Annotated in this window: 23 protein-coding genes and 1 pseudogene; 9 read left to right on the top strand and 15 right to left on the bottom strand. The window is 72.5% G+C overall.

What is annotated here, in order from left to right; translation table 11 throughout:
* Positions 1 to 6: 6 nt before the first annotated feature.
* From OHS18_RS08920 to OHS18_RS08880, 9 genes are read right to left on the bottom strand one after another with little or no spacing between them, the layout of a single operon-like run.
* Positions 7 to 1,260, bottom strand: a complete 1,254-nt coding sequence (locus tag OHS18_RS08920) for an NAD(P)/FAD-dependent oxidoreductase (protein ID WP_328454105.1) — start codon at positions 1,258 to 1,260, stop codon at positions 7 to 9.
* Positions 1,261 to 1,262: 2 nt separating this feature from the next.
* Positions 1,263 to 2,642, bottom strand: coding sequence for a cryptochrome/photolyase family protein (locus OHS18_RS08915; protein ID WP_328454107.1), 1,380 nt, complete (start codon positions 2,640 to 2,642; stop codon positions 1,263 to 1,265).
* On the bottom strand, positions 2,639 to 4,183 hold the full coding sequence (locus OHS18_RS08910; RefSeq protein ID WP_328454109.1) for an FAD-dependent oxidoreductase: 1,545 nt from the start codon (positions 4,181 to 4,183) through the stop codon (positions 2,639 to 2,641). Before OHS18_RS08910 ends, OHS18_RS08915 begins: the two co-directional genes overlap by 4 nt.
* Positions 4,180 to 4,917: a class I SAM-dependent DNA methyltransferase gene (locus tag OHS18_RS08905; RefSeq protein WP_328454111.1), complete on the bottom strand. Its 738-nt coding sequence runs from the start codon at positions 4,915 to 4,917 to the stop codon at positions 4,180 to 4,182. The genes OHS18_RS08910 and OHS18_RS08905 overlap by 4 nt, the downstream gene beginning before the upstream one ends.
* Positions 4,914 to 5,234, bottom strand: a complete 321-nt coding sequence (locus tag OHS18_RS08900; protein ID WP_328454113.1) for a lycopene cyclase domain-containing protein — start codon at positions 5,232 to 5,234, stop codon at positions 4,914 to 4,916. Before OHS18_RS08900 ends, OHS18_RS08905 begins: the two co-directional genes overlap by 4 nt.
* A complete protein-coding gene (locus OHS18_RS08895) occupies positions 5,231 to 5,572 on the bottom strand; it encodes a lycopene cyclase domain-containing protein (RefSeq protein ID WP_328454115.1) in 342 nt (113 codons plus the stop codon). Before OHS18_RS08895 ends, OHS18_RS08900 begins: the two co-directional genes overlap by 4 nt.
* A gap of 2 nt (positions 5,573 to 5,574) precedes the next feature.
* Positions 5,575 to 6,534, bottom strand: coding sequence for a phytoene/squalene synthase family protein (locus OHS18_RS08890; RefSeq protein ID WP_328454117.1), 960 nt, complete (start codon positions 6,532 to 6,534; stop codon positions 5,575 to 5,577).
* Positions 6,531 to 8,012 carry a phytoene desaturase family protein gene (gene crtI, locus OHS18_RS08885; RefSeq protein ID WP_328454119.1) on the bottom strand — a complete coding sequence of 494 codons (1,482 nt, stop codon included), beginning with the start codon at positions 8,010 to 8,012 and terminating at the stop codon, positions 6,531 to 6,533. Before crtI ends, OHS18_RS08890 begins: the two co-directional genes overlap by 4 nt.
* Positions 8,009 to 9,106: a polyprenyl synthetase family protein gene (locus OHS18_RS08880; protein WP_328454121.1), complete on the bottom strand. Its 1,098-nt coding sequence runs from the start codon at positions 9,104 to 9,106 to the stop codon at positions 8,009 to 8,011. The genes crtI and OHS18_RS08880 overlap by 4 nt, the downstream gene beginning before the upstream one ends.
* 117 nt (positions 9,107 to 9,223) lie before the next feature.
* Here OHS18_RS08880 and OHS18_RS08875 point away from each other — a divergent pair, with 117 nt between their 5' ends.
* Complete coding sequence (locus OHS18_RS08875) at positions 9,224 to 10,114, top strand: MerR family transcriptional regulator (RefSeq protein WP_328616598.1); 891 nt, start codon at positions 9,224 to 9,226, stop codon at positions 10,112 to 10,114.
* Between the two features lie 102 nt (positions 10,115 to 10,216).
* A complete protein-coding gene (locus OHS18_RS08870; protein WP_328454123.1) occupies positions 10,217 to 11,233 on the top strand; it encodes a DUF5914 domain-containing protein in 1,017 nt (338 codons plus the stop codon).
* Between the two features lie 103 nt (positions 11,234 to 11,336).
* Here OHS18_RS08870 and OHS18_RS08865 read toward each other — a convergent pair whose 3' ends face one another.
* Positions 11,337 to 12,185: a helix-turn-helix transcriptional regulator gene (locus OHS18_RS08865; RefSeq protein WP_328454125.1), complete on the bottom strand. Its 849-nt coding sequence runs from the start codon at positions 12,183 to 12,185 to the stop codon at positions 11,337 to 11,339.
* A gap of 130 nt (positions 12,186 to 12,315) precedes the next feature.
* Between OHS18_RS08865 and OHS18_RS08860 the strand changes: the two genes are divergently transcribed.
* Entirely contained in the window at positions 12,316 to 13,266 is a 951-nt protein-coding gene (locus tag OHS18_RS08860; RefSeq protein WP_328454127.1) for an NAD(P)-dependent alcohol dehydrogenase, read from the top strand.
* An 11-nt stretch (positions 13,267 to 13,277) separates the two neighbouring features.
* Here the strand turns inward: OHS18_RS08860 and OHS18_RS08855 are convergent, their stop codons facing one another.
* From OHS18_RS08855 to OHS18_RS08845, 3 genes are all read right to left on the bottom strand, one after another.
* Positions 13,278 to 13,409, bottom strand: a complete 132-nt coding sequence (locus tag OHS18_RS08855; RefSeq protein ID WP_328616597.1) for a hypothetical protein — start codon at positions 13,407 to 13,409, stop codon at positions 13,278 to 13,280.
* On the bottom strand, positions 13,406 to 14,398 hold the full coding sequence (locus OHS18_RS08850) for a zinc-binding metallopeptidase family protein (RefSeq protein ID WP_328454131.1): 993 nt from the start codon (positions 14,396 to 14,398) through the stop codon (positions 13,406 to 13,408). Before OHS18_RS08850 ends, OHS18_RS08855 begins: the two co-directional genes overlap by 4 nt.
* A 166-nt stretch (positions 14,399 to 14,564) precedes the next feature.
* The gene (locus OHS18_RS08845) at positions 14,565 to 15,707 is read right to left on the bottom strand and encodes a carboxylate-amine ligase (protein ID WP_328616596.1); all 1,143 of its coding nucleotides are present in this window, start codon (positions 15,705 to 15,707) and stop codon (positions 14,565 to 14,567) included.
* 21 nt (positions 15,708 to 15,728) lie between these two features.
* On the opposite strand from OHS18_RS08845, the pseudogene OHS18_RS08840 reads away from it, so the two are divergent.
* Positions 15,729 to 15,884 (top strand): annotated as a pseudogene (locus tag OHS18_RS08840) (hypothetical protein); the annotation flags it as partial.
* On the opposite strand, the gene OHS18_RS08835 reads toward OHS18_RS08840, so the two are convergent.
* On the bottom strand, positions 15,846 to 16,559 hold the full coding sequence (locus tag OHS18_RS08835; protein ID WP_442875412.1) for an iron-containing redox enzyme family protein: 714 nt from the start codon (positions 16,557 to 16,559) through the stop codon (positions 15,846 to 15,848). The pseudogene OHS18_RS08840 and the gene OHS18_RS08835 overlap by 39 nt on opposite strands.
* A gap of 737 nt (positions 16,560 to 17,296) precedes the next feature.
* On the opposite strand from OHS18_RS08835, the gene OHS18_RS08830 reads away from it, so the two are divergent.
* The 4 genes from OHS18_RS08830 (at position 17,297) to OHS18_RS08815 (ending at position 23,494) form a co-directional block, all read left to right on the top strand.
* Positions 17,297 to 18,793, top strand: coding sequence for an FAD-dependent oxidoreductase (locus OHS18_RS08830; RefSeq protein WP_328616594.1), 1,497 nt, complete (start codon positions 17,297 to 17,299; stop codon positions 18,791 to 18,793).
* A 149-nt stretch (positions 18,794 to 18,942) separates the two neighbouring features.
* The gene (locus tag OHS18_RS08825; protein WP_328616593.1) at positions 18,943 to 21,198 is read left to right on the top strand and encodes a catalase; all 2,256 of its coding nucleotides are present in this window, start codon (positions 18,943 to 18,945) and stop codon (positions 21,196 to 21,198) included.
* Positions 21,199 to 21,208: 10 nt separating this feature from the next.
* Positions 21,209 to 21,607 carry an ankyrin repeat domain-containing protein gene (locus OHS18_RS08820; RefSeq protein ID WP_328616592.1) on the top strand — a complete coding sequence of 133 codons (399 nt, stop codon included), beginning with the start codon at positions 21,209 to 21,211 and terminating at the stop codon, positions 21,605 to 21,607.
* 222 nt (positions 21,608 to 21,829) lie between these two features.
* Entirely contained in the window at positions 21,830 to 23,494 is a 1,665-nt protein-coding gene (locus OHS18_RS08815; protein WP_328616591.1) for a long-chain fatty acid--CoA ligase, read from the top strand.
* A 6-nt stretch (positions 23,495 to 23,500) separates the two neighbouring features.
* Here OHS18_RS08815 and OHS18_RS08810 read toward each other — a convergent pair whose 3' ends face one another.
* Entirely contained in the window at positions 23,501 to 25,216 is a 1,716-nt protein-coding gene (locus OHS18_RS08810) for a helix-turn-helix domain-containing protein (RefSeq protein ID WP_328616590.1), read from the bottom strand.
* A 142-nt stretch (positions 25,217 to 25,358) separates the two neighbouring features.
* On the opposite strand from OHS18_RS08810, the gene OHS18_RS08805 reads away from it, so the two are divergent.
* The gene (locus tag OHS18_RS08805) at positions 25,359 to 26,747 is read left to right on the top strand and encodes an MFS transporter (protein WP_328616589.1); all 1,389 of its coding nucleotides are present in this window, start codon (positions 25,359 to 25,361) and stop codon (positions 26,745 to 26,747) included.
* Positions 26,748 to 26,817: the final 70 nt, after the last annotated feature.

The following is a 26,817-nucleotide window of genomic DNA, read 5'->3' as shown; positions in this document are numbered from 1 at the left end:
GCGGACCTAACGCGCCCCGGCCGGCCGCGAAGCCTCGGCCAAGCCGGCCGAAACGGCGCGAGCGGTGCGGCCGCCGGAAGCGAGCGCTCCCTGCAGCGAGCTGGTGTCCCGGTGGTCTCCGCAGACGTAGATGCCGTCACCCAGCCCGACCGTGCGGCGGATTTCGTGCGGTGGGCGCATCACGGGCAGGCCGTGGGCGATCTCGTAGCGGCGGAGCACCGGCCAGCGGCTCGCGTCCGTGCGGTACAGCCGGCTGAGAGCGGCTCGCACTTCGGTGTCCGGCAGCGAGCTGAGCGCCGACGCGCTGACGAGGACCCGGCCCGCCGGGGCGTAGGTCGGGCACACCTCGGTGAGCACCGCCGTGTTCACGACCGGCCCGCCGCGGGCGTCGACCACGATGACCGGCTCCGGCAGCGGCGTCTCCGGTGGGGTGAAGTACCACGTCGTGACCCCGTTCCAGGCCGGCTCCGGGATCCCGTCGAGCAGGCGGGAGGCGGTGCTGCCGTCGGTCGCCACGACCACCGCCCGCGCCCGCCACGTGTCGCCGCCCGCCGTCCGGACGAGTCCCGGCCGGACCTGGTCGACCGGCGTGCCCGTCCGGACGAAACCGGACGGCAGCCGCCGGGCGAGCTGACGCGGCAGCTCGCCCATCCCCAGCGCGGGCAGCGACGGCGCGGAACGCAGGAAGCTGCGCCACACGAGCTGGAAGAAGCGGCCGGACGTCGCCAGCTCCGCCTCGAGGAACACCCCGGACAGGAACGGGCGGAAAACGGTGTCCAGCGCGCGTTCCGACACGCCCGCCAGCCGCAGTTCTTCAGCGGTGGAGCGGTCTTCGCCGTGGACGATCGCGCGCGCCGGACCGGCGGCGACGCGGGCGGAAAACGCGGCCAGGGCGGCCAGGTCCTTCACCGAGAGGTAGCGGCGCGCGGCGACGTCCCGAATCGCCTTGGGCGCGTCGAGGGGGTGGCCGAGCAGCGACAGGCGATCGTCGTCGGCGACCCGGACCGCGCGCCAGAACCGCCCGAGCCGCAGCGCGTCGACGTCCACGAGCCGCCGGATGGCCGGATAGGCCGGGTTGAGGATCTGGAAGCCCCGGTCGAGGCGGAAGCCGTCGACGACGTCGGTGCGCACCCGCCCGCCGACGTCGTCGGAGGCTTCGAGCACGGTGCACGGAACCCCCGCCCGGTGCAGGTGCAGTGCGGCGGCCAGGCCGGCGAGGCCGGCGCCGACGATCACCACGCCGGTGTCGTGAGTGGCCATCGTCAAGCTCCTTCTCGGTTGTTCGCGCGGGCGTTCTTGAACCGCTCCGCGGCGTCGCGCAGATCGACCAGCGGCCGCGGGTACCCGGTCTCCGCGAGTTCGGCGGCGCTCAGCTTCCAGGGTTCGTGGACCGCGGGCCCGGGGATGTCGCGCAGTTCGGGGACGTACCGGCGCACGTAGTCGCCGGACGGGTCGTAACGATGGGCCTGCAGCACCGGGTTGAGGACGCGGTTCGGCCGGCTGTCGGTCCCGGTGCCGGCCACCCACTGCCAGTTCAGCTGGTTGTTGGCCACGTCGCAGTCCACCAGCAGTTCGGTGAAGTGCCGCGCGCCCAGACGCCAGTCCAGGTAGAGGGTCTTGGTCAGGAAGCTGCCGACGATGAGACGCGCCCGGTTGTGCAGCCAGCCTTCCCGGGCGAGCTGGCGCATCCCGGCGTCCACGATCGGGTAGCCGGTCCGGCCCGAACACCACGCTTCGAATTCCCGGCCCGGCCGGCGCCACCGGTCCGCGCGGGGGCGGTAGTCCTCCGTGGCGCACTCGGGCCGGGCCGCGAGCACCTGGTGGTGGAAGTCGCGCCAGGCCAGCTGCCGGGTGAACGCCCGGGCGCCCGCGGATCCGGTCCCGGCGCGGTGCAGCAGCTCGGTGACCGACACCGTGCCGAAGTGCAGGTGCGGTGATAGCCGTGAGGTCCCTTCGCCGGCCATGTCGTCGTGGAGCGCCTCGTAGTCGTCGATCGCCTCGGCCACCCAGCGCGCCATCAGCTCACGCCCGGCCACCTCGCCACCCCGGGCGAGGTCGGGCGAGCGGTCCCCGGCGCGGATCCGGTCCGGCGTCGGCAGGGCCGCGGAACGGAGGCGGGGCACGGTGAGCCGCCCCGGCGGCCGCAGGACACCCCGCTTCGGCGCACCCGACCACTTGCGGAAGTACGGCGTGAACACCGCGAAGTGGTCGTTGCCGCCGGACGGCGTCACCGAACGCGGCGCGACCGCGGTGATGGACGCCTCGTGGACGTGCAACGCGACGCCTTCGCGCCCGAGAGCCTCGCGAAGGGCGTCTTCGCGTCGGTGTGCGAAGCCGCTGACGTCGGCCGCGACGTGGACTTCGCCGACCGCGTGGTCGCGGACCAGTCGGAGCACCTCCTCGACCACCGCGCCCCGGCGCAGGACGAGGTGGCCGCCGAGGCCGCGGAGCCCGGCGTCGAGGTCCTTCAGGCTGTCGGCCAGGAAGGCCGCCCGGTTGGGGCGGTTGAACGGGCGGGTCGTGATCGCGTCGTCGAGCACGAACAGCGGGATGCACCGGCCCGCCGCGGCGGCGGCGTGCAGGACGGGGTTGTCGTGCACCCGCAGGTCCCGGGTGAACAGGGCGATCGAGGCGCTCGTCATCGGGTGTCCTTCGTCCGGGCGGCGAGGCGGTTGAGCAGGCCGAGGCGGCCCCGGTTGGGCACCGAACGGAGGGGGTGGCCCGCGACGCCCCAGCCGGTCAGCAGCCGGTTCGCGGCGGTCCAGCCGGTGGTCGCCGCGCGTTCCATCAGCGCGACCGGCAGGTCGACGCGGACGCCGTCGCCGGCGAGCACCAGGCCCGGGGTCGTGGTGGTCACCGTCGGCCGGCTGGCGAAGGAGCCCACGCCGAACAGCGGGCAGTCTTCCCGCCACACCGTGATGTCGTCGATCGTGCGGGCCGCCGCGGTTTCCGGGTAGATCTCGTGCAGGCGTTCGTCCAGCTGCTTCGCCAGACTGTCCACATCGGACGTCGTGGCGGCGTAGGCGTGCAGCTCGACCACGGAGCCGCCCGTGTCCCGCGCCCAGCGGCGGGCTTCGCCCTCGAACCGGTCGAGGACGCTGATGTTGTCCAGCGGGACCAGGCTGCCGGTACCGAGGAAAGCCGGCCGCTCCGGCCTCAGCGGCCGGTCGAGCCACAACCGGCGGACGAGGAACCCCGGTGCCGGCCGGAGCCCGGCGATCGAGGAGCGCCACGCCGGAGTGCCGAGCGCGGGCGAGGCGTCGACGATCGCCTGGAGGCCGCGCAGGTCGCACGCCAGCACGACCGCGTCGAACTCCTCCGCCGGCCCCCGCGCGGTGGTAACCCGGAACACGCCACCGCGCCGGTCGATCGTTTCGACGGCGCTGCCGGTGCGGATGTCCGTGCGCCGCTCGGCCAGGTAGTCCGCCAACGGCGACCAGAGGGCCTGGGGGAAGGGCTCGGTCGGCACGTCGAAGACCAGGCCCTCGCTCGAGCCGAGGAAGTAGATGTGGAACATCGCGGCGAGTTCCGCGGCCGACAGGTCGCGGGGATCGGCGAAGAAACTCCGGGAGAAGACCTCGAACGCCAGGTGCTTCGCCGCGGCCGGGAACTTCAGCCGGTCGAGGAAGGCGGCGGCGTCGAGGTGGTCGAGGTGGTCGTAGACCCCGGGGACGTCGACGGTGGCCAGGGGGAGCGCGGCACGCGGGTCGAGCGCCAGCAGGTCGCGGGGCCGGAAAGTGGGGCTGCGCCAGGCGAACGCGAGCGCGTTCAGCGGCGGCGTCCGCGGCAGCCCGGCGAAGGTGTCGGTGCGGCCGTGGGCGTCGAGCAGAGGGTAGTCCTCGAGCGGTGCGAGCCGGTCCAGCCGGGGGTCGGTGCGCCGCAGCAGCGCGCGCAGGTTGTAGTACTGCCGGAAGAACGCGTGGAAGCCCCGGCTCATGGTGACGCCGGTACCGTCGGCCAGCCGGGCGGGCCAGCCACCGACCCGGCCGCCGAGATACGGTTCCCGTTCGTGGATCGTCACCTCGGCCCCGCGTTCGGCGAGGCCGGTCGCCGCGGTCAGCCCGGCGATGCCCCCGCCGATGACGGCCACCTTCGGCCGCCGGTCCAGCCGGTCGGCCGACGGCAGCCCGGCCGGCGCGGGGTGGTGGGCGATCCGGCGATCGCGCCCGAGAGGCGCGCTCACACGGCTGCCCGGGCTTTGCGGCCGAGAAACGTGTGCACGATCCCGTGCTGCCAGCCGGACATCGTCGCCGAGCGCACGTCGGTGAATCCCGCGGCGCCGAGACGGTCGCGCAGCGCGCCGACGCCGTCGAAGCCGAGCACGCTGCGCCGCAGGTGCCGGTAGAGCGTCGCGTCGCCGGTGGTGAACCGGCCCAGCGGGATGATGATCGTGGCGCACACGACGTTCCAGACGAGCCTGGCCCGCGCCGAGTCGGCGACCGAGTACTCGTGCAGGGCGATCGGAGCGCCGGGGCCGAGCAGCGCGCCGAGACCGCGCAGCCGGGCGTCCGGATCGGCGAGGTTGCGCACCAGGTAGGCCGCGAGGATCGCGTCGAACGGGCCGGTGATCCCCGAGTCGCCCAGGTCCTCGACCGTGGTGTGCACGAACTCGACCGGTTTCGGCCAGCGCTTGCGCCGGGCTTGCGCGAGCATCTCCGCCGAGGCGTCGAAGGCGGTGACGTCGGCGGCCGGGTAGACGTCGAGCAGGGCCGCGGTCGACGCGCCGGTGCCACAGCCCGCGTCGAGGATGCGCAACCCGGCGCCGGCACCGGGCAGGCCGAGCCGCCGGGCCGACCACCGGAGGTGCTTGTGGTAACCGGGGTTGGCGCCGACCAGGCGGTCGTAGGACGCCGCTTCGGTGTCGAAGGCCGCCGGGACCTGGGCGCGGGGCAGGCCGTCTTCCGACAGGGAGCTCATCGGGTGTCCTCCTTCCGTGCCGCGCGCTCCCACAGCAGCAGGACCGCGGTCACCAGGGCGAAGCCGAACAGGAAGTCCTCGACCGGGATGTCCCAGGGGAAGCGGAGCCCGGTGATGTGCCGGGGGTCGTACCGCACGATGGCGTGGGACAGCTTGGTCAGCCAGCCGTCCACCGGGATCTGGAAGCCGGTCACGATGACGACGGCCGCCCAGTAGGCGGGTTTGCGGAACAGCCCGGTCCGCAGGACGCGGAGTTCGAGGGCGACGACCGCGACCACGGCGACCACGGCGGGCACCGTGTAGCCCCACGGGATCACCGCCGCACCCGCCTCGAGGCGAGGCGCCGCACCACCGGCACGATCAGGCCGACCGTTTCGTAGGTGAGGATCCCGCAGATCGGGATGACCACGAAGAAGAGCACCTCTTCGAGCGGGATGCCGAACGGGGCCATGATCCCGGTGAGGCTCTCGGGCGCGTAGTCCCAGACCCCGCGGGCGATGGCGATCGCGTCCCACACCAGGAAGACCAGCGCCACGGGCAGGATCGCGCGCACGAGCCGGCCCGGCCGCCGGTACACCCGGGCGCCCGCCAGCTCGAGCGGCAACGTGACCAGGACGCACCCGCCGAGGACGGCGAGGTATTCCAGCTTGCCCATGGTCACGACACCGCCACGGGAGCCGGCGCGGGGTTGCGCAGCTGCAGCCACTGGGCCCGGGTGAGCGCGCCGGCGGCGATCGCCATCCGGCGTGAGCGCGGCACGGCCGCCCGGCCGGCGAAGACGTTGTGCCCGGCGCGCTCGATGCGGTCGAGGATCTCCGAGTACAGCCGGAACGCCGTGGCCACACAGGCGCGCGACACCGGGTGCAGCATGGCGATCCCGGGCCGGGCCTGGTCGTAGACCGTTCTGGTGGTGGCGATCTGGGCGGCGAGAGCGTCCCGTACCCGCTGGTCGGCCCGGCCGTGTTCGGCGCACCAGGCCAGCCGGTCGCGGTCCACCCCGAACTCCGCCAGCTCGTCGGCCGGGAGGTAGACCCGGTCACGGGCGAGGTCTTCGGCCACGTCGCGCAGGAAGTTGGTCAGCTGGAACGCTTTTCCCAGTGCCGCCGCGTGGGGTGCGGCCTCGTCCCGGCCGGTGACGGTGCCGAGCACCGGCAGTACCTGCAGGCCGATGACCTCCGCCGAGCCGTGCACGTAGTCGTCGAGCGCGGCACGCTGCGGGTAGTCGGTCACGGTCAGATCCATCCGCATCGACCGGAAGAACGAGCGGAAGTGCGCCCGCGCGATGCCGTAGCGCGCGCAGGTGTCGATGACGGCCGCGAGCAGCGGGTCGTCGCTGTGGCCGGCGCCGAACGCCGCGAAGAACCGCTTCTCGACGGCCTTGAGCTCGGCCGCGATCGTGGCGGGTGTCGATCCCGGGGCCGGTTCGTCGACGATGTCGTCCAGCCACCGGGCGAAACCGTAGAGGGCGTGGACGGCCGGGCGCTGGGGCGGGGACAGCAGCCTCGTGGCGAGGAAGTAGGTCCGGCCGTGGCGCGCGTTCAGCTCCCGGCACCGCTGGTAAGCCGAGCGCAGGACCGGCTCGTGGATGCCCGCGGCGTCCAGTTCCCTGCGGGTCATCGCGCACCCTCCGGCCCGGTGACGCGGTCTGCGGCCAGCCGCCCGGACAGCAGGACGGTCGGGACGCCGACGCCGGGAACCGTGCCGCCGCCGGCGAGCACGACGTTCTCCACACCCCGCGGCAGGTTCCGCGGCCGGAACGGTCCGGTTTGGACGAACGAGTGCGCGTAGCTGAACGGGGTGCCGGCGACCATGCCGCGCGCGGCCCAGTCCGCGGGGCTGATCACGTGGGACATCTCCACCTCCAGACCGGGCAGCAGGCGTTTGCGGGCTACGTCGAGCACCGCCGCCGCATAGGGTTCGGCTTCGCGGGCCCAGTCGATCGGGGCGCGCTGGAGGTTCGGCGTCGGCGCGAGGATCGAGAACAGGTGCCGCTTCGCCGGCGCCAAGCCCGGATCGCTGACGGTGGGCCGGGTGATCAGCAGCGAGGGGTCGCTCATCAGCCGTCCTTCGGTGATCAGCTCGCGGAACGTCGAGGCCCACCGGTCGCCGAAGGAGATGCTGTGGTGCCCGACGTCGGGCCAGTCCCCGGCGGCGCCCACGTGCACGACCAGCGCCGACGGCGCGGGGGAGAGGGCGAGGGGGCGGCGCGGGGTCCGGCCCAGCAGCCGGTAGCTCTCCGGCAGCTCCGCGGTGAGGACGACGGCGTCGCAGGCGATCCGGTCTCCGGTGGTGGTCAGCACCGCGGTCACCCGGTCGCCGCGGCGTTCCAGCGCAGCGGCCCCGTCGTCGTAGCGGAACCGCACACCGGCGGCTTCGGCCGCCGCGGCCAGCGCGCGAGGCAGTGCGGCGATGCCGCCTTCGGGGAAGAACACACCGCCCACGGTGTCCATGTAGGAGATCACGGCGTACAGCGCCAAGGCCCGCATCGGCGACTCACCCGCGTAGAGCGCCTGGAAGGTGAAGACCCGGCGCAGCCGCTCGTCGCCGAGGAACGACGAGATCCTCGGCTCGAGACGGCGGAACCCGCCGAGGGCGGCCAGCCGGGCGAGATCGCGGGAAACGAGGCCCAGCGGCGAGTCGATGTTCGAGGCGACGAACCGGTCGAACTCGGCCGTGTAGAGCCGGGTCAGCCATCGGCGCAACCTGAGGTAGCCGGCGGCCTCGGCCGGGCCGGCGAACGCGCGGACCGCATCGGCCATCGCCTCGGCGTCCGAATGCACCGCCAGCCGGCTGCCGTCGGCGAAGGACGCCGTGTAGGCCGGATCCAGCCGCCGCAACGGCAGGTATCCGGCCATGTCGGCGCCGACCGCGGCGAAGGTGTCGCGCACGATGCCGGGCATGGTCAGCACGGTCGGCCCGGTGTCGAGCGAGTAGCCGTCCAGTTCGACCCGGCCGGCCCGGCCGCCGGGCCCCGATCCTCGCTCGAGGACGGTGACCCGCCGGCCGCGCCCGGCGAGGTGCAGCGCCGCCGCCAGCCCCGAAAGGCCGGCGCCGACCACGACGATGTCGGTCGTCCGCCCGGGAACCGTCTTCACCGGACCCGGTCCGTGCAGCGGGCCGCGAGCACGGCGAGGGTTTCGCGCATCCGGGAGGGGATCGCGGCGTCGTCGAGCGCGTCCAGCGCCTTGCGCACCCGCCGGTCGATCAGCTTCTCGAGCTGATCCGGTGCGCCGGTCGCCGCGATGGTGCCCCGCAAGCCGGTGATGGCGTCGTCGTCGAGGAACTCTTCGTCCAGCAGGAGTTGCAGCTCCCGCCGCTGAGGGCCCTCGGCCATCGCGACCGCGAGCACGACGACGCTCGAGGCCTTGCGGTCCCGAAGGTCCTGGCTGACCGGCTTGCCGGTGAGGTCCGGGTCGCCGAAGACCCCGAGCAGGTCGTCGCGGAACTGGAAGGCTTCACCGACCAGGCCGCCGTACTCGCCGAGGGCCCGCAGCACAGGGGCGTCCGCGCCGGCGAGCGCGGCGCCGAACTCCAGCGGTCGCCGGACGGTGTAGTTGCCGGACTTGCGGCGGATCACGTCCAGCACCGCGTCCCAGCTGGGCAGGCTCCGCGCGTCGTTCACGAGGTCGGCGAGCTGACCGGCGGCCAGCTCGGAGCGCATCGCGTCGTAGTGCGGCCAACCCCGGGCCAAGGCCGGCTCCGGCACGCCGCTTTCGCGCAGCATCTGCTCGGACCAGACGAGGAAGAGATCGCCGGACAGGACCGCGGCCGATTCGCCGAACCGCGTCGCCGAGCCATTCCAGCCCTGGTCGCGGTGCCAGCGGGCGAATTGTGTGTGCAGGGCGGGCCGGCCACGGCGCAGCGCCGAGCGGTCCATGACGTCGTCCTGGGCCAGCGCGAAGCAGTGCAGCAGTTCCAGGCTGGTGGCCGCGCGCAGCGCCGCTTCGTCCTCGGGCCGGGCGCAGCACCACCCGGCGTAGGCGAACAGCGGCCTCAAGAACTTTCCCTCGCGGACGAACTCGGGCAAGGCCTCGATCGCGAGCGTTCCCTCGCCCCGCCCCAGGAACTGTTCGTCGCACCGCTCGGCCACGAAGCCGCTCGCGTGCTCGAGACAGGCGTCGCTCACCGACGTCAGCCAGCCGCCGGGTCCCGTGCTCGCCGGGACGACGCCTTCCGTCGTCGCCGCCATGCACGCTCCTCTCTCGGCCGGGCGTATCGATGCGCAACCGTTGCACATGCGCTGTGACTTGTCCACACGAGATCCGACCCGGCGGAAAACGCGACGTGGTGTGGGATCGTGAACCCGATGAACGTCGACGCGACCACGACCACGGGGCCGGCCACCAGGGCGACCTGGACCCCGGGGAAGGTCGCTGAGCTCCTGGGCGTCTCGCCGGTCACTCTCCGCAGCTGGAATGCGCGCTACGGGATCGGCCCGGCGGCCCGCGAAGACGGCGGGCACCGGCGCTACTCGGACCTCGACGTCCGCAGGCTCCAGCACATGCAGCGGCTCATCGAGCGGGGGATGGGGGCCCGTGAAGCCGCGGCGACGGCGTTCCCCGTTCCCGCGGACGCACCCGCGCAAGTGCCGGTGCCGCAGCGCGTGCGCGAGCTCGGCGACGCCGCCGAGGAACTGCGGTTCACCTCGATCGCGGCGATCGTCGACACCACCCTGACGGCGCTCGGTGCCGCCGCCACGTGGACCGAAGTGGTCGCGCCCGTGCTGCGGAACCTGGGCGGCCGGTGGCTGCGCGGCGAACCCTGCTTCGAATCGGAATGGGCGCTGAGCCAGGAGGTTTCGGGCGCGTTGCTGCGGTTCACCGCGGGCCGCGAGCCGATGGTGCCCGGCACCACCGGCCGGCCGGTGGTGCTGGCCTGTTGTCCCGGCGAACGGCACTCCCTGCCGGTGGAGTTCTTGCGGGCGGCGCTGCTGGAAGCGGGCGTGCCGGTGGTCTACCTCGGGCAGATGGTGCCCGCCGAAACCACGCTCGGCGTGATCTCGAAACTCGAAGCCGCCACCGCCCTGCTCTGGTCGATCTCCCCGAGCACCGCCGACGAGCCGCTGGCCCGGCGGCTCCAGCGGCGCGGCGTCGCGGTGTGCGCGGCCGGGCCCGGCTGGCAACGGCACGTCGTCCAGGGGCTGCCCTGGGTCGGCGACATGACCGCGGCGCTCGAGTTCCTCACCGGCCACCCCTGAGCTCGAACCTCGGCGCGCAAGCGTTGCACGATCGATGCGGATGTTCGACGATGATCCCGTCAGGTGCGGACGGCCGAAGTGCGGCGAGCAGGAGCGTGGTTCATGACGGTGCGGCGGCAGCTCGATCGTCGGTGGCCGCGAAACTGGCCGATCCAGCCGTTCGGCGAGCCGAGCTGGGCCAAGCAGGAACCGACCTACCGCGACTGCAGCCCGGCCGTGATCGAAGCCGCGGTCAAACGCGCCGAGGCGCGCCCGTCCGGCAATTGGTACGTCCTCGCCGCGAGCCGCGAAGTCCGCGACGACCGCCCCTTCGGCCGCCGCATCGGGGGCCGGGAGCTGGTCGCGTGGCGTACCCGGGCCGGCGAACTCAGGGTGGGCCCGGGTGCGTGTCCGCACCTGGGGGCGCCGCTGGCGGAAGCCCGGCTCGACTGCGACCAGCTGGTCTGCCGCTGGCACGGCCTGCGGATCGGGGGTGAGCGGCAGGCGGGCTGGTCGCCGGTCCCGTCGTTCGACGACGGCGTGCTGGTCTGGGCGAGGCTCGATCGGCTCGGCGGGGAACCGGCGACCGAGCGGCCGGTGGTGCCGGTCCGGCCGCGCCCGGAAGACGGGGTGGACGCGGTCGCGACGGTCATCGGCGTGTGCGAGCCGGCCGACGTCGTCGCCAACCGCCTCGACCCGTGGCACGGAGCGTGGTTCCACCCGTACTCCTTCGCCCGGCTGAAGGTGCTCGACGCGCCGGTGGGCATCGACGTCGCGGACGCCGACGACCGGTTCCTGGTCGAGGTGACCTTCCGGCTGGCGGGCCGGTGGGGAGTGCCGGTGGTGGCCGAGTTCGTGTGCCCGGAACCGCGGACGGTCGTGATGCGCATCGTCGAAGGCGAAGGGACGGGCAGCGTGGTCGAAACCCACGCCACGCCGCTGGGGACCGGGGTGGACGGCCGCCCGCGCACCGCCGTCATCGAGGCGGTCGTCGCGGCGTCCGACCGCCCGGGGTTCGACGTCGCCCGCAAGGCCGCCGGGGTCTTGCGCCCCCTGATGCGCCGCACCGCCGCCCGGCTCTGGCGGGACGACCTCGCCTACGCCGAGCGCCGGTATTCGCTGCGCGCCGAGGCACGGTGACGAGCATCGCCGGCCGCTCCCGCTGCTCGCGGACGGCCCCGCGCACCGGCGGTCCGGAGGGGACAGCCGGGGCGGGACGGGCGTGCGCGGCGAGGCCGGGCGATCAGGCTCCGGCGGCCGCGAGCAGGTTCGCGAGCAGCTGGAGCCGTTCTTCGTCCGCGCTGCCTTCCGCGGCGGTGAAGGCCATGAGCAACGGGCCGGGTGAGCCCGGGATCGGGTAGGCGTCCCAGTCCAGGTTCAGCTCCCCGACCATCGGGTGCTCGACGCGCATCTGCCCGCGGGTCGTCTCCAGGACGTCGTGTCGTGCCCAGAGGGCCGCGAACTCGTCGCTCGAGACCGCGAGTTCGCCGACCAGCTCCACCGCGCGCGGGTGGCCCGGTTCGGCGGCGACCTGCGCCCGCAGCATCCCGGTCAGCTCGGCGACGGTCGCCGCCCGCTCCGGGCACACCCGGCCGGCGTCGGGGTGCAGCAGCAGGGCCAGCAGGTTCCGCTCGCCCTGGGGCAGCCGGGTGAACTCGCCCAGCACCGCGCCGCCCAGCGGGCTCCAGGCCAGGACGTCGAGGAACCGGCCGACGACCAGCGCCGGTGTCGGCATCGTGCGCAGCAGCCGCAGGGTGGTGGGCGGTACCTCCTCCGGCTCGTAGCGCCGCGGGGGCCGAGCGGGTGTGCGCGCGGCGGCGGCGAGGCTGTGCAGGTGCCGGGTCTCTTCGGCGGAGAAGCCCAGGGCGCGGGCCAGGGCGTCGAGGACCTGGTCGGAGGGCCGGACGTCGCGGCCCTGTTCCATCCGCTGGTAGTAGTCCGTGCTCACCCCGGCCAGCAGGGCCAGTTCTTCGCGCCGCAGCCCGGCGACGCGCCGCCTCGGGCCGGGTTCCAGGCCGACCTCCTGCGGTGTGATCCGGGTCCGGCGGGTGCGCAGGAACTCGGCGAGTTCGCGTCGGGGGTCGTCGGTCATGACCACAGCCTAAGCGGGCCCGTCCGGTCGAAGGTGGGTCCGGCGGACCCAGGACAAGGCGAACGACCGTGCCGCCGCGCGGGGGCCCCAGGATCGGTCTCACCACACCGGATCGCGAAAGGAACCCACCATGAAGGCCGTTCAGATCACCGGCTTCGGCACCCCCGACGTCCTGCTCGTCTCCGACGTCGAGCGCCCCGCGCCCGGCCCCGGCGACGTCCTCGTCTCGGTCGAGGCCGCCAGCGTGAACGGGCACGACACCCTGGTCCGGGCCGGCGGGCTGCGCATCGTGTCGGGCCGGAAGTTCCCGATCGGACTCGGGCTGGACTTCGCCGGGGTCGTCGCCGCGATCGGGTCCGACGTCCGCGGGCGCCGGGTCGGCGAGCGGGTCTGGGGGACGGTGCACCCCCGGGAGAAGCACGCCGTCGCGGGCGTCGCCGAGTACGTCGTCGTCCCCGCCGGCCGGGTCAGCGCCGCGCCCGCCGGCGTCTCGTCCGCCGAGGCCGCGTCACTGGTGGTCGCCGGGGCCACCGCGCTGATCGGGCTGCGGGACGTCGTCCGCCTCGCCGCCGGTGAACGGGTCCTGGTGCGAGGGGCCGCCGGAGGTGTGGGCACCGCCGCCGTGCAGCTGGCCCACGCACTCGGCGGCCACGTCACCGCGCTGGCCCGCGACCGCCACGCCGCCGCGTTGCGGGACCTGGGCGCCGACGAGGTCTTCGACTACGGGACCACCACGTCGGACCGGATCGGGCCGTTCGACGTCATCTTCGACACCGTGGGCTCGGAGCTCACCTGCTACCGGAGCCGGCTGACCCGCTCCGGCCGGATGGTCACCATCGGCCTGTCGGGTCCCGCCTTCGCCGCGATCGCCGCGTCGAGCGTGCACGGCTCCCGCCGCATCCGCGCGTTCAGCGCCAATCCCGACGAGGCCGTGCTGCGAGATCTGGCCGGCTACGTCGCTTCCGGCGCGCTGCGCCCGGTCGTCGACAGCGTCCACCCGCTGGCGGACATCGCGTCGGCGCACCGGGCTTTCGAACGCGGCGGCACCCTCGGCAAGCACGTGATCGCGGTCGCCGGCTGAACCGTCGTCGCTCAGCGCCGGTTCGCCCGCTGCAGGACGACCGGCAGTTCCCCCTCCTCCTGGAAGGTGCCGGCCAGCCGGTCCAGTGCGGTGGTGACGTCGTCCGCTCGCCGTGCGGCGTCCCGCTCGTCAAGCAGGTTCACGTCCGGTTCGCGGCCACGATCGCGCCGACGAACCGCAGCTTCGCCTGCACCGCGGGCGAGAGCGTGAACGGGTAGAGGTCGTCCTTGCCCATGCTGCGGTTGAGCTGGTTGAGGGCGCGCGACAGCGGGATCCAGGTCGCGATCAGTTCGTCGACGTCGTCGGTCCGGTCCTCGGGGACGGCGTCGACCCGGCTGCCGGGGTGGGGCGCGATCGGCGTGCCGGCGACGAGGACGCCGAGCGCCGCGGCGGTCTGCACCGTGTCGCGGATGTGCAGCAGGTGGGCGAAGGTCTCGGCCCAGTCCTCCCACGGGTGGGCGGCCGCGTAGTGGCTGACGTGGCTCTCCGCCCAGCCGGTGCCGGTGTCGCTCCCGTAGTGCTTCTCCAGGGCCTGCTGGTAGTCGGCCCGCTCGTCGCCGAACAGGGCCCGGAACGCGGCCGGCGCGTCGGCGACGAGCAGATCCCAGTACCAGTGGCCGATCTCGTGCCGGAAGTGACCGAGCAGGGTGCGGTACGGCTCGTCCAGCCGCGCGCGCAGGCCTTCGCGGAACCCGTCGTCGCCTTCGGCGAGGTCGATGGTGATCACGCCGCCGGCGTGCCCGGTGGTCACCGGCCGGCCGGCGCTGGAGAGCAGGTCGAACGCCAAGCCGTGCCGGGGATCGGCGCTTCGCGGTGTCACGGGCAGGCCGAGGTCGTCGAGCTGGTACACCAGCCGCCGTTTGGCGGCTTCGGCGGCGCGGAAGGCTTCGAGTGCGTCGACGTCTTCGTCGGCGGGGCGGGTCCGGGTCAGCTCGCAGCAGCCGCACAGGGGGTCGCCCGCGGCGAGCCAGTTGCAGCCGGCGAGTTCGGCGTTGGCGCAGCGATCGCGTCCGGTCGTCCGGAGCATCGACGCGGTCGCGCGGTCGTAGCCGACGTCGGTGCCGCACACCACGCAGGCCGAGTTCTCGAAGAACAGCAGGTTCGCGCAGTGCGGGCAGGTGAACGTACGCACGCAGGAGGTCCTTCCGGTCAGGTGCGGTCGAGCCGCGGGTGGAGGACTTCCCGGACGAGGAGCAGGGGCGCGGCCGCGACCGGGATCGCGACGAGCAGTCCACCACCGAGGATAACGGCGGCGGCCGGCGAGCACCTCGTTGAGCACCGGCCCGGCTCCGGCCGGCTCACCGCATCTCCGCCCGGCAACGCGGATCGGTCGCACCCACGACCTGGGACGGCGCCGGGAGCAGCCTGGCGGCCTCGTCCACGACCGCGGCGGCGCCGTGCCGGTCCGCGACCCGGGTTTGGCGTTCGGCCCCGGTCTCCCCGGTGCGGCCGTGCCGGAGCAGGGTGTCCACGATCCTGTCGTCGCCCGTCTCGGCGAGAGCCGGGCGTACGTGGCGGACGAGGTCCTCCAGCAGCGTCACGGCCGGGACCCGGCGGCCGGTCAGCGGGTCGATGCCCGGGCCGTGGATCCCGTAGCGGGCGGCGCTCCACAGCGCCGCCGCGGCGAACTGGCCGTCGGCCTCGGGGGCCTCCCGGCCGCGGTCGAGGTCGGTCAGTGCCGTGTGGACCAGCGCGCGGGTGAGCGCGACCTGCAGCAACGCTTCGTCGACGGTGGGGGCGACGTCGGCGATCCGGACCTCGACGGTCGGGTACACCGGCGACGGCCGGGCCGCCCAGAACGTCATCCGCTCGTCGACCAGCACCCCGGCGTCCACCAGCCGGTCCAGGCAACGCTCGTAGGCGGCGAGGCTGCCGAAGCGGGGTGGGATGCCACTGCCGGGCAGCGGGGCCTGCTGGATCACGCGCCAGCTCTGGTAGCCGGTGGGCCGGCCGTGGTGGACGGCCGAATTCCCGGACAGCGCGAGCAGCGTCGGCAACCGCGGCCGCAGGTGGTCCACCACGGCGACGGCGAGCGCCCGGTCCGGCACGCCGACGTGGACGTGGCAGCCGCACGTCTCGTAGTCGGCGAGCACGCCGCGGAAGGTCTCGCCGATCGCCCGGTAGCGCGGTCCGTCGGTCAGCCGCGGCGTCTCTCCGCGTAGCGGCGGCGTTCCGGCCGGCACGATCAGGGCTCCCTCGGCTCGTGCCGCGCCGGCCAGCGCCGTCCGCTGAGCGGTCAGCGCCCCGGCGACGTCACGCAGGTCGGTGAGCACTCCGGTCGTCGCCTCGACCTGCGACTGGTACAGCTCGGGTTCGTGGCCACCGTCGACGGGGACCGCGACGCGGCCGAGGATCTGCGCCGCCCGCGGTACCGGGCGGCGCGTGCCGGCGTCGACGACGAGGAACTCCTCCTCGACGCCCACGGTCGGGCCGGCCGTCACCGCCGGGTCCGTCCCGCCGGCATGAACGCGGTGTGGCGGGGGTACTCGCGGTTCGTGGACGACAACGCCGGTACCCCCGTGACCATCACCCCGTACGAAGACGGGCCGCTGCTGGTGCGCGGCGAGTTCGAGATCCGCTCAGCGGACGGCGAGGTCATCGATCCCGGCCGGAACGTCGTGGCGTTGTGCCGGTGCGGGCTTTCCGCGCTGAAGCCGTTCTGTGACGGTACCCACAAGGTCCGCGGTTTCCGGGCCTCCGGCGACGATCGCCGCTGACCGCGGTTGCGGACGCAGGGACGTCCGGTCCTCTTCCCAGCAGGCCAGTAAGGTCCGGCCGAATTCGGCTTCCACCGCCAGCCCGCACGCCGCGCCGAAGAGGACATCGCCTGCGGCGGCCGGGTTTTCCCGGGCGAAGGAGCCGCACAGGTCGTGTGCGGCGATCTGTTCGTGGACCGCGTCGGCCTCGACGTGCTCGTCGTAGAACCGGGTCGCGGTCGTGTCGCCGCCGAGACGGCGTAGCCCGTTGCCGTAGCGGCGGTTGGGCAGTGACGACGTCATCTCGAACGCCGCCAGGTGTCCGAGGGTGGCGCCGAGCCAGCGGCGGTGGAAGCCGAACAGGGACATCAGGTTGCTCACGGCGAGGGTCACGGCGGGGACGTGGTCGATGTACGCGCCGTAGCTGTCGTCCAGGCCGAGGGCCCGCATCGTGGCGCGGAAGAGTTCGGAGTGCATCCGTTCGAGGCGGCCCTGGCCGTATTCGTCGGTCTGGATTTCGATCAGGGCGGCTTTGGCGGCGCCGGAGAGCCGTGGGATGGCCCAGCTGTGGGGGTCGGCTTCCTTGAGGTGGTACACCGACCGGTGGGTGACGAATTCGCGGAACTGCGTGTCGGACGCGCGGCGCTGCAGGAATTTCGCCAGGGGCGGTCCTTCGTCGGCGCGCACCAGATCGGCCAGGGCCTGCGGCACGGTTTCGGGTGCCACGGTGGTGGGTGTGACGAGTTCGTGGAGGCCTTTCACCCAATGGTGTTCCAGTTGCCGGCGGAGTCCGGTGACGAATGGTGTGTGCTCCCAGGCGGTATCGGCGTCGTCGAAGCCGCGGTAGCTCAGTTCGTAGCAGATCCACAGGGTCAGCTGGAGGTCGTCGTCGTGGAGGACCGGGAGGCGGGTGTCGGCCGCGACCGGGTCGGCGGGCACGTCGTCGGGCTCACGGCGGAGCCGGGTGACGGCCGCGGAGCCAGCGGCCCGCGGGGGCGGGGCAGGTACATGGAACCCTCCTGGATCACGGAAAGCTCCGGGTACCCAGCCGAACCGGCTTCACTCCACAGTCGACGCTGGATCGGTGACAGGTCACGGGAGCGGCCACCCCTTCGTGGTACACGAAAGTGCGCCGGCTGGGCGTCGTTTCAACCGCGTGAGGGCGGGTAGCCCCGCAACGTCCCCAGCCGGACCCGAGACCACGAGGAGAGGACCTGTCCGATGAGCAGCGTGGAGGTCGGCGGTCCCGCTCATCTTGTCCGCCGCGCAGCGTCGAGCGCGCTCTGATTCGTGAAGGGCTCGGCCATGAACACACCACTCCACTCCGGCCTCCGATGACCACGACCACCGCCGAACAGTCGCTGTGGCTCCACACGGCGTCCGCCGCGGTCGACTACCCGACGTCGTCCGGTCGGCACCAGGCCGCGGTCGCCGTGATCGGCGGCGGTGTCGCCGGTCTCACGACCGCGCTGCTGCTCGCGCGCCGCGGCGTCGACGTCATCGTCCTGGAGGCCGGCCGCGTGGGCGGGGGAGTGAGCGGCAACAACACCGCGAAGGTCACCGCGCTGCAGTCCACGATGTACTCCACCCTCGAGCGGGAACACCGTGCCGAGACCGCGGCCGGTTACGCCGCGGCCGCCACCGCCGGCGTCGAACTGGTGGGATCCCTCGCCGACGGGATCGACTGCGACCTGCAGCGCGCGCCGGCCGCGACGTTCGCCTACACCAGCGGCGAACACGACATCGTGCGCGCCGAAGCCGACGCCGCCGGGCGCGCCGGTCTCCCCGTGGAGTGGACGGCGCAGCCGGACCTCCCGTTCCCGACGTTCGGCGCGGTCCGCCTGGCCGGGCAGATCGTGCTGCACCCGGTCAAATACGTCCGCGGCCTGGCGGCGGCGGTCGTCGCCGCGGGCGGACGTGTCTTCGAGCACAGCCGGGTCCACGACGTGTCCGTCGCCGCCCCGTACCAGGTCCACACGGACGGCGGGACCGTCACCGCCGAGCAGGTGGTGGTGGCCACCCACTACCCGATCCTGGACCGCGGACTGTTCTTCGCGCGTCTCGAAGCGCAGCGGTCCTACTGCGTCGCCGCCCGGCTCTCCTCCGGGACGCCGCCGGAGGATCTGGCGATCAGCGTCGGCAGCCCGTCGTGGTCGATCAGCCGTTCCGGTGAGCACCTGATCATCGGCGGGCAGAGCCACCCCGCCGGGGAACGCGGCGTCGACTTCGACCGCTACACCGCGCTGGCGGACTTCGCCCGCCGTCATTTCGACGTCGGCGACATCACCCACCGCTGGTCCGCCCAGGACCCCGTGGCCTACGACAAGCTCCCGATGGTCGGCTCGTACCTGCCCGGCGTCTCGAACCTGTGGGTGGCGACCGGATTCGCGAAGTGGGGCCTGGCCATGGGCACGGTGGCCGCGGAGATCCTCGCCGACCGCGTCATCGGCGCGGGCAACCCGCACGCGGACCTGTTCTCCCCGCACCGGGTGAGCCTGGCGAGCGCGCCGACGTTGCTGCAGCAGAACGCCAAAGTCGCGAAAGATCTCATCGGCGATCGCCTGGTCCCGGCCGAGGCGGCCGACATCGACGACATCCCGGTCGACACCGCGAAGGTCCTGCCCGACGGGCTCGGCAAGAAGGGCGTCTTCCGCGACCGGACGGGCGGCGTCCACGCGGTGTCGCTGCGCTGCACGCACCTGGGCTGCCTGCTGAGGTTCAACGGCGCCGAACGCAGCTGGGACTGCTCGTGCCACGGCTCCCGGTTCGACGTCGACGGTGCGGTCCTGGAAGGTCCCGCCACCCGGCCGCTTCCCCGGCGGGAACCCTGACGGCGGCGGCCGCGTCCGGGTACCGCGTCGCTCCTGCCGCTCCTGCCGCTCCTGCCGAGCGGTCGCTCGGCGCTTGATCGAGTCGTCACCGGGTATCCAGCGGATCCGCGGGTACCCGGTTCCCAGCGTTGCACCACGAGGAGGACACAGTGGCCGGCAAGACCCCCCGCAAGCTCGTCAAGGCCGCACTCGAGAAAGCCGTCGAGAAGGTCACCGAGCTGACGAACCCCCCGATCCCCGGATCACCCGGTAGTGAACCGCCGTCGCTCGGAGAACCGATCGACCCCCGCGAACCGCTGCCGCCCAAACCGGACCAGGACGGGCCGGAGACCGTGACCCCCACCGGCGCGCCGACCGGCGCCCCGAAAACGTCGATGGGGCAGCAGGGCGAGTACCTCACCACGACGGCCGGCGCCCGGCTCTCCGACACCGACCACTCCCTGAAAGCGGGGGAGCGCGGCCCGACGCTGCTGCAGGATCACCACCTGCGCGAGAAGGTCATGCACTTCGACCACGAGCGCATCCCGGAGCGGGTCGTGCACGCGCGCGGCTACGGCGCGCACGGGGTGTTCGTCGGCTACGGCACCGCCTCGGACGTCTGCCAGGCCGGTTTCCTGGGCAACGGCGTCGAGACGCCGGTGTTCGTGCGGTTCTCCACCGTCGTCGGGTCGCGCGGGTCGGCCGACGCCGTACGCGACACCCGTGGGTTCGCGACGAAGTTCTACACCCAGGAAGGCAACTTCGACCTGGTGGGCAACAACATCCCGGTCTTCTTCATCCAGGACGGGATCAAGTTCCCCGACATCATCCACGCGGCCAAACCGCACCCGGACCGGGAGATCCCGCAGGCGCAGAGCGCGCACGACTCGTTCTGGGACTTCGTCTCGACCCACACCGAGGCCACCCACCACGTGCTGTGGCAGATGTCCGACCGCGCGATCCCCCGGTCCTACCGGACGATGGAGGGCTTCGGGGTCCACACCTTCCGGCTCGTCAACGCCGACGGGGAGTCCGCGCTCGCGAAGTTCCACTGGAAGCCGAAGCTGGGCGTGCACTCCCTGGTCTGGGAGGAGGCGCAGCTGCTCAACGGCGTCGACCCGGACTTCCACCGCCGCGACCTCGCCGACGCCATCGAGTCCGGCGCGTTCCCGCAGTGGGAGCTCGGGGTGCAGATCTTCCCGGACACGCCCAGGCAGACGTTCGAGGGCATCGACCTGCTGGACCCGACGAAGCTGGTGCCGGAGGAGCTCGCGCCGGTGCAGCCGATCGGGATGCTGACGCTCAACCGCAACACGACGAACTACTTCGCCGAGACCGAGCAGGCCGCGTTCCACGTCGGGAACCTGGTGCCCGGCATCGACGTCACCGACGACCCGCTGCTGCACGCGCGGCTGTTCTCCTACCTGGACACGCAGTTGACGAGGCTGGCGGGGCCGAACTTCAACCAGATCCCCGTCAACCGCCCGCACGTGCCGGTCAACGACATGACGCGCGACGGTTTCCACCAGCAGGCGATCCACGGCGGCGTCGCCCCGTACAAGCCGAATTCCCTCGACGGCGGTAACCCGTTCGAGGCCGGCGTCGAGGCCAAGCCGTTCGTCGAGGTCGCTCAGCCACTGCCGAAGGCCTCGAAGGTCCGGCAGTCACCGGTGTCGTTCGCCGACCACTACACGCAGGCGAGGCTGTTCTGGCTGAGCCTCACGCCGATCGAGAAGCAGCACGTCGTGCTGGCGTTCACCTTCGAACTCGGCAAGTGCTACGAGCAGGCGATCAAGGAACGCGAACTGCTCGTACTGGCCAATGTGGACCGTGAGCTGTGCCAGGAGGTGGCGCTGGGTCTCGGTCTTCCCGCCCCGGCCGGTCCCGGCCGCCAGAAGAAGGTCACGCCGAGCCCCGCGCTGTCCCAGCTCGGCGGCACGTGGCCGACCGACGGGCGCATCATCGGGATCGTGGTCGACCCCGCCGAACTCGACGGGGTGCGCACGGTCCGCGAGACCATCCTGGCCGCGGGCATGGTGCCGCTGCTGATCGCGCCGACCGGCGGGCCGCTCGACGCCGACAGCGGGCTCGTCGCCCAGCGCACCCTCCTCACCGCTCGCTCGGTCGAATTCGACGCCCTGCTCCTCGCCGGCGGCCCGCCGCCGGGTGCGGACGTGCTGTCCGCCGAGGGACCCGAGGCCGGCGCCGCTGTCGATCCGCGCGTGGTCCTGATGGTCCAGGAGTGCTTCCGGCACGCGAAGGCGATCGGCGCGTGGGGGAGCGGGCGCGCCGCGCTCGAGGCCGCCGGGTGCGCCACCGGGCCGGGGATCGTCATCGACGACGATCCGGCGGCGGTGCTCGCGAAAACGACGAAACTGCTCGCTGCTCACCGCGTGTGGGAGCGATTCCCCGCGTCGATCTCCTGAGAGGCCGGTCGTGACCGAAGCGCTCACCGATGAGGACCTCGATTACCTCCGCTCGCTGTTCGACCTCGCCCGCACCGGCGACACCGAACGGCTGGCGGAGGCGATCGACGCCGGAATACCGGTGAACCTCACCAACGAGGCCGGCGACTCCCTGCTGATGCTCGCCGCGTACCACGACCACCCGGACACGGTACGGGCGCTGCTCGACGCGGGTGCCGACACGGCGCGGGTCGACGACCGGGGCCAGACCGCGCTCGGAGCGGCCGTGTTCCGCCGCTCCGAGCGCGGCGTCACCCTCTTGCTGGCCGCGGGCGCCGACCCCGCCCTCGGCCCGCGGTCCGCGCTCGACATCGCCCGCTTCTTCGACCTGCCGGAGATGCTCACCTTGCTGGTTCGGCGCCGCGGATAGCCGCGAGCCGGCGGACGGCCAGGACCTGTGTCGTCCGCGTACACGAGGACGTCGTGCATCCGGGCGACGGTCTCGCGTGGCAGGACCGTCGCCGGCCCGCGTCCCGGTGCCGAACCGGGCCGGCCGCGTGCTCGAGGTGTGAGGATCCGCTGCCGGAGGGCGGGAACGAGTGGAAGGTTCGCACCTCTGTCCGGCCTGGAACCGCGCCTAGGGTGCCTGGACATGCCTCCCGAAAAAGCCCAGGACCGGCCGGTGCCGAAGGCAGCAGACGTCATGGACGGGCTGATGCAGCCGAGGCCGCTCACCATCGCGCACATCCTGGAGCGCGTCGAGCGGCTCTATGCGCACAAGAGCGTCGTCACGGCCGGTGCCGAGCGGTTGACGTACGCCGAGGTGGCCGGCCACACCCGGCGTCTCGCCACGGTGCTGGACGCCCTCGGCGTCCCGGTCGGCGCACGGGTCGGCACGTTCGCGAGCAACACCCGCCGCCACCTCGAGGTCTACCTCGGGGTGCCGGCCACGAAGCGGGTGCTGCACTCGATCAACATCCGGTTGCCTGCGGAGCACCTCGAGTACATCGTCGAGCACGCCGAGGACGACGTGGTGTTCGTCGATCGCGGGCTGCTCCCGCGGATCTGGCCGATCGCCGGCCGGCTTCCGCTGGTGCGCTACTGGGTGGTGCTGCCCGACGGCAGCGACGCCGAGATCCCGGCGGACTCCCGCATCCTGGACTACGACGAGCTGATCTCAGCGGCCGATCCGTTCGCGGGCTCCTTCGAAGACACGTTCGTGCTCGCGGACGAAAACCTGGCTTCCGGGTTGTGCTACACCTCCGGGACGACCGGCCCGCCGAAGGGCGTGCTCTACAGCCACCGCTCGACGGTCCTGCACTGCCTGGGGACGCTCGCGGCCGGCCTGATCGGGCTCTGTGAAAGCGACGTCGTGCTGCCGATCGTGCCGATGTTCCACGCCAACGCCTGGGGGCTTCCCTACGGCGCGATGATGGCGGGCGCCTCGTTGGTCCTGCCCGGCGCGTCCGCGGACCCGGTTCACCTGCTGACGCTGATGGAGGCCGAGCGGGTGACGGTCGCCGGTGCTGTGCCGACGGTCTGGACGAGCCTGGTTCCCGGGTTGCGGGCTCACGACCTGAGCGCCACGCGATTCCTGCTCGGCGGCGGCTCCGCCGTTCCCCCGGCACTGTCCGAGCGCTACCGCGCCGCGATCGGCGTACCCATCACCCATTCCTGGGGGATGACCGAGGTCAGTCCCGTCGGGGTCATCGGCGGCACCCGCACGCAGCACCGGGACGCCGACGCGGATGAGCAGGTGGCCGTGCGAGCCGCCCAGGGCCAGCCACTGCCGCTGGTGAACGTGCGGATCGCCGATGTCGAGACCGGCCGGGAGCTGCCGCGCGACGGCGTCGCGGTCGGCGAGCTGCAGGTGGCGGGCCCGTGGGTGGCCGGCGGCTACTACCGGGTGGACGCCGCGGGCAGCTTCACCGGGGACGGCTGGCTGCGCACCGGCGATCTGGCCACCATCGACGCCGACGGTTACCTACGGCTCGTGGACCGGGTGAAGGACCTGATCAAGTCCGGCGGCGAGTGGATCTCCTCGGTCGAGCTCGAGGCCGCCCTCGCCTCCCACCCCGACGTCGTCGAGGTCGCCGTGATCGCCCGTCCGGACCCGCGGTGGATGGAGCGGCCCGTCGCCTACGTCGTCCTGCGCGACGGCAGTGCCGCCACCGCCGACGAGCTCTTGTCGCACATCACGCCGATGGTCGCCAAGTGGTGGCTACCCGACGAATTCTTCTTCATGGTCTCCCTGCCCAAAACCGGAACCGGCAAGCTCTCGAAAGTCGCCTTGCGGGACGCGGCGCGGATCACCTGAGGCGCCTCAGGACGGCGCGTTCGTGCTCGCCCGGAGCTGGTGCAGGCGGAGTCCGAGCTGCAGTTCGAGGTTGTTCTGGTGGCGCCAGCCGGTGCCCAGAACGGTGCCGGCGCGGTCGAGCCGCTTGAGCAGGGTGTTGACGTGCACGTGCAACGCCCGGGCGGTCGCCGCGACGTTGGTGTGGTGGAGGTAGTACGCGCCGAGAGTGTCGACGAGATCGCTGCCGCGCCGCCGGTCGTACTCGACGAGCGGGCCGATGACGTCGGTGAGGAACCGGTCGAGTTCGCCGGTCCGTTCGGGGTCGAAGAGCAGGGCGTACAAGGCGTAGCGACGTGTGGTGGCGCCCAGGTCGGTATGACCGATCGCGCGCATCACGGCACCACAGCGGCTGGCGACGGAGAAAGCACGTGACCAGTCTTGGCCGACCGCGCGTTCTCCGACGACGGTGACCGGGCCGCCCAGGGTGCGCCGCAGTCCATTGTGGACCGACTCGGCGGTCTGTTCGTCATCGTGGCCGCCGGGCAGGATCATCGTGGCCTGTCCCAGGTGTTCGCCGGCCAATCCGCCGTGGTCCCGGGCGATGTGGTGCAGGTGCCGCGAAAGATCGGTGGACGACAGCGTGGGGGAGTCCACCACGAGGACCAGGTCCAGGCGGTCGACGTCGATGTCGCGGGCGCGGGTGCGGGCGCGCTGGGCTGTGCCGATCCCGGGGCCGCCGACCATGAGCTCGGTCAGGAGCTCGCCGCTCAGCCGCTCACCGGCCTCCGCGACCGCCCGCTCCTTGAGGATGAGCAACCCGAGGATGTGGGTGGCGCGCTCGAGGGTGCGCAAGTCCATCGCGTCCGGCAAGTCGTTTCCGTCGACGGCTTTCCGGCTCCACACCAGGGCGCCCAGGTAACTGTCACCCGCCTGTATCGCGGCCACGCTCCGGGTGGTTCCGCCGGCGCCGGCCGAGACCGTGCAGCGGCCCGAGCGCCGGGCGTCCGCGACGGCTTCGGCCAAGGCACTCTCGCCCGTCCGGTCGAGGAGCGTGACGCTGCCGCCCAGCTGGCCGGCGAGCAGCCGTGCGACGTCATCCGGAGTTCCGCCGCCCAGCACCACGCCGGTCAGAGCCTCGTGGATCGCCTGCGCCCGCTCGGTTTTCCGGTAGGCGACCTGCAGCTCCTGCAGCGCGGTACGGCTCGCCTCGTAGAGACGGGCGTTGTCGAGGGCGACCGCGGCGTGATCGGCGAACGCGTTCAGCAGCGCGATCTCGTCGGCCTGGAAGGAGCGCTCGGAACGGTCCGCGGCGAACAGGGCGCCCACCGCTTCCCCCCGGATGACCAGCGGCACACCGAGGAGCGCGACGAGCTCCTCGGTGACGACCAGCCGGTCGAAGTTCGGATCGTGCTCGATCAGCGTCGAGGCGGCGTAGTTGCGTACCCAGTGCGGGCTGCGGGAGACCAGAACCCTGCCACCGAGCCCCACGTTCACCGGGATGCCCGCGGCGAGGAAGGACGGGGAGACCGTGCCCTCCGACGCCCGGGCCGACAGCCTGCCGTCCGGTCCGACCAGCGAGAGATAGGTGAAGTCCGTGCCGATCAGCTCGTGGGCGTGGTGGACGATCGACTGCAGGACCTGATCGAGTTCACCCAGCGCCGTGAGCGACTTGACGGTGGCGTACAACGACGCCAGCTCACGCTGGCGGCGCACGAGCGAGCGCGCGTCCGCTTCGCTGACCACAGTGTCATCCCCTCGACGTCCGGTGGGCGGAAGGTCCACCAACTCGATGACAGGAGTGGATGGTCCACACCTCAACGGCAGCGTAATGGCGTCTTAACATGACCGCCATCACTTGCCGGCGCTACCGACGAAGGCGGCATTCATGGCAGCCCCGCTCACCCAGCCCGAAGGGCAGGCCGGCCACGTCGACGCCGGCCTGTCCACCACCCGTCGCCGTGCCTTTCGCAAGCTGCTGGCCGCGGGGCTCGTCGGAAGCTCGATCGAGTGGTACGACTTCTTCCTCTACGGCACCGCGGCCGCCCTGGTGTTCCCCAAGGTGTTCTTCCCGCACTCGTCCGCGCTGACCGGGACCCTGCTCGCCTTCAGCACGTTCTGGGCGGGTTTTGTCGCGCGCCCGATCGGCGGCGTGCTCGCCGGGCACCTCGGCGACAAGCACGGGCGCAAACCGGTCGTCGTCGGTTGCCTGGCGATCATGGGGGCCGCGACCTTCCTGATCGGCTGCCTGCCCACCGCGGCCTCCGTCGGTGCGCTGGCCCCGACCCTCCTGGTCGTACTGCGGTTCATCCAGGGCCTCGCGACCGGCGGCCAGTGGGGCGGCATCGTGCTCCTGCTCACCGAGTCCGCCGGCCCCAAGCGGCGCGGATTCGCCGGAACCTTCGGCCAGACCAGCGTTCCCGTCGCCGTGATCCTCTCGAACCTGATCTTCGTGGCGGCCAGCGGCCTGATGCCGGACGCCGCCTTCCTCAGCTGGGGCTGGCGCATTCCCTTCCTGCTCAGCGTCGTGATGTTTTCGGTGGTCCTCTACATCCAGGCCAAGGTGGAGGACACCCCCGAGTTCCGTGACCTGCAACGGGAGGTGGGGAAGCCCGACGTCGCAGTGGTCCGGGCGCCCCTGGCTCAGGTCCTGCGCAGCAGGTGGGGCTCCATCCTGCTCGGCTGCGGGATGCTGTCCGCCACCAACAGCCTGTTCTACGTCAGCATTTCCGGCCTGCTGAGCTACGGCACCGGAACCCTCGGGCTCAAGCGTGACGCCCTGCTCGCGGTCGTGCTGCTCGCTTCCGTGGCGATGCTCGTGATCATCCCGTGGTCCGGGCACCTCTCGGACAAGATCGGCCGCCGGCCGCTGATCCTGATCGGCGGCCTGGGTGTCGCCGCCTGGGGCTTCCCGTACTTCGGGCTCGTCGGCACCGCGTCCCTGCCACTGATCTTCACCGCGGTGACGGTGGGATTCGTGTTCCAGTGCCTCACCTACGGCCCGATCGCGAGCTTCCTCGGCGAGCTCTTCGCCCCCGGCGTCCGCTACTCGGGCGCGTCGCTGGCCTATCAGCTGTCCGCGATCATCGTCAGTGGCGGCACTCCGTTCCTCATGACCGCGCTCATCGCGAAAACCGGGAGCACCGTCGCGGTCGCCGGCTACATCACGCTGATGGGGCTGATCACCTTCGCCAGCGCGTGGTTCCTGCCGGAGACGAACACCGCCGAGGTCCGCGCCGATCCGCACGCCGTCCCGGGCACGCACCTCTACCGCTGAGACGAGGCCGAAGTGACTCGAACATCGAGAATCCGCCGGATCGCCGTGCCGGCGACGCTGGTCCTGGTAG

The organism is Amycolatopsis sp. NBC_00355 (assembly GCF_036104975.1).
GTDB lineage: Bacteria > Actinomycetota > Actinomycetes > Mycobacteriales > Pseudonocardiaceae > Amycolatopsis.
Note: the sequence above shows the minus strand (reverse complement) of the source record. Positions and strands in the feature narration are given on the sequence as shown.

Coding starts and splice junctions, on each gene's coding strand:
- OHS18_RS08860 (WP_328454127.1), top strand. CDS start 12,316: ATGAAGGCCGTTCAGATCACCGGCTTCGGCACCCCCGACGTCCTGCTC.
- OHS18_RS08875 (WP_328616598.1), top strand. CDS start 9,224: ATGAACGTCGACGCGACCACGACCACGGGGCCGGCCACCAGGGCGACC.
- OHS18_RS08815 (WP_328616591.1), top strand. CDS start 21,830: ATGCCTCCCGAAAAAGCCCAGGACCGGCCGGTGCCGAAGGCAGCAGAC.
- OHS18_RS08905 (WP_328454111.1), bottom strand. CDS start 4,917: ATGAGCTCCCTGTCGGAAGACGGCCTGCCCCGCGCCCAGGTCCCGGCG.
- OHS18_RS08830 (WP_328616594.1), top strand. CDS start 17,297: ATGACCACGACCACCGCCGAACAGTCGCTGTGGCTCCACACGGCGTCC.
- OHS18_RS08915 (WP_328454107.1), bottom strand. CDS start 2,642: ATGACGAGCGCCTCGATCGCCCTGTTCACCCGGGACCTGCGGGTGCAC.
- OHS18_RS08890 (WP_328454117.1), bottom strand. CDS start 6,534: ATGACCCGCAGGGAACTGGACGCCGCGGGCATCCACGAGCCGGTCCTG.
- OHS18_RS08880 (WP_328454121.1), bottom strand. CDS start 9,106: ATGGCGGCGACGACGGAAGGCGTCGTCCCGGCGAGCACGGGACCCGGC.
- OHS18_RS08865 (WP_328454125.1), bottom strand. CDS start 12,185: ATGACCGACGACCCCCGACGCGAACTCGCCGAGTTCCTGCGCACCCGC.
- OHS18_RS08895 (WP_328454115.1), bottom strand. CDS start 5,572: ATGGGCAAGCTGGAATACCTCGCCGTCCTCGGCGGGTGCGTCCTGGTC.
- OHS18_RS08870 (WP_328454123.1), top strand. CDS start 10,217: ATGACGGTGCGGCGGCAGCTCGATCGTCGGTGGCCGCGAAACTGGCCG.
- OHS18_RS08920 (WP_328454105.1), bottom strand. CDS start 1,260: ATGGCCACTCACGACACCGGCGTGGTGATCGTCGGCGCCGGCCTCGCC.
- OHS18_RS08805 (WP_328616589.1), top strand. CDS start 25,359: ATGGCAGCCCCGCTCACCCAGCCCGAAGGGCAGGCCGGCCACGTCGAC.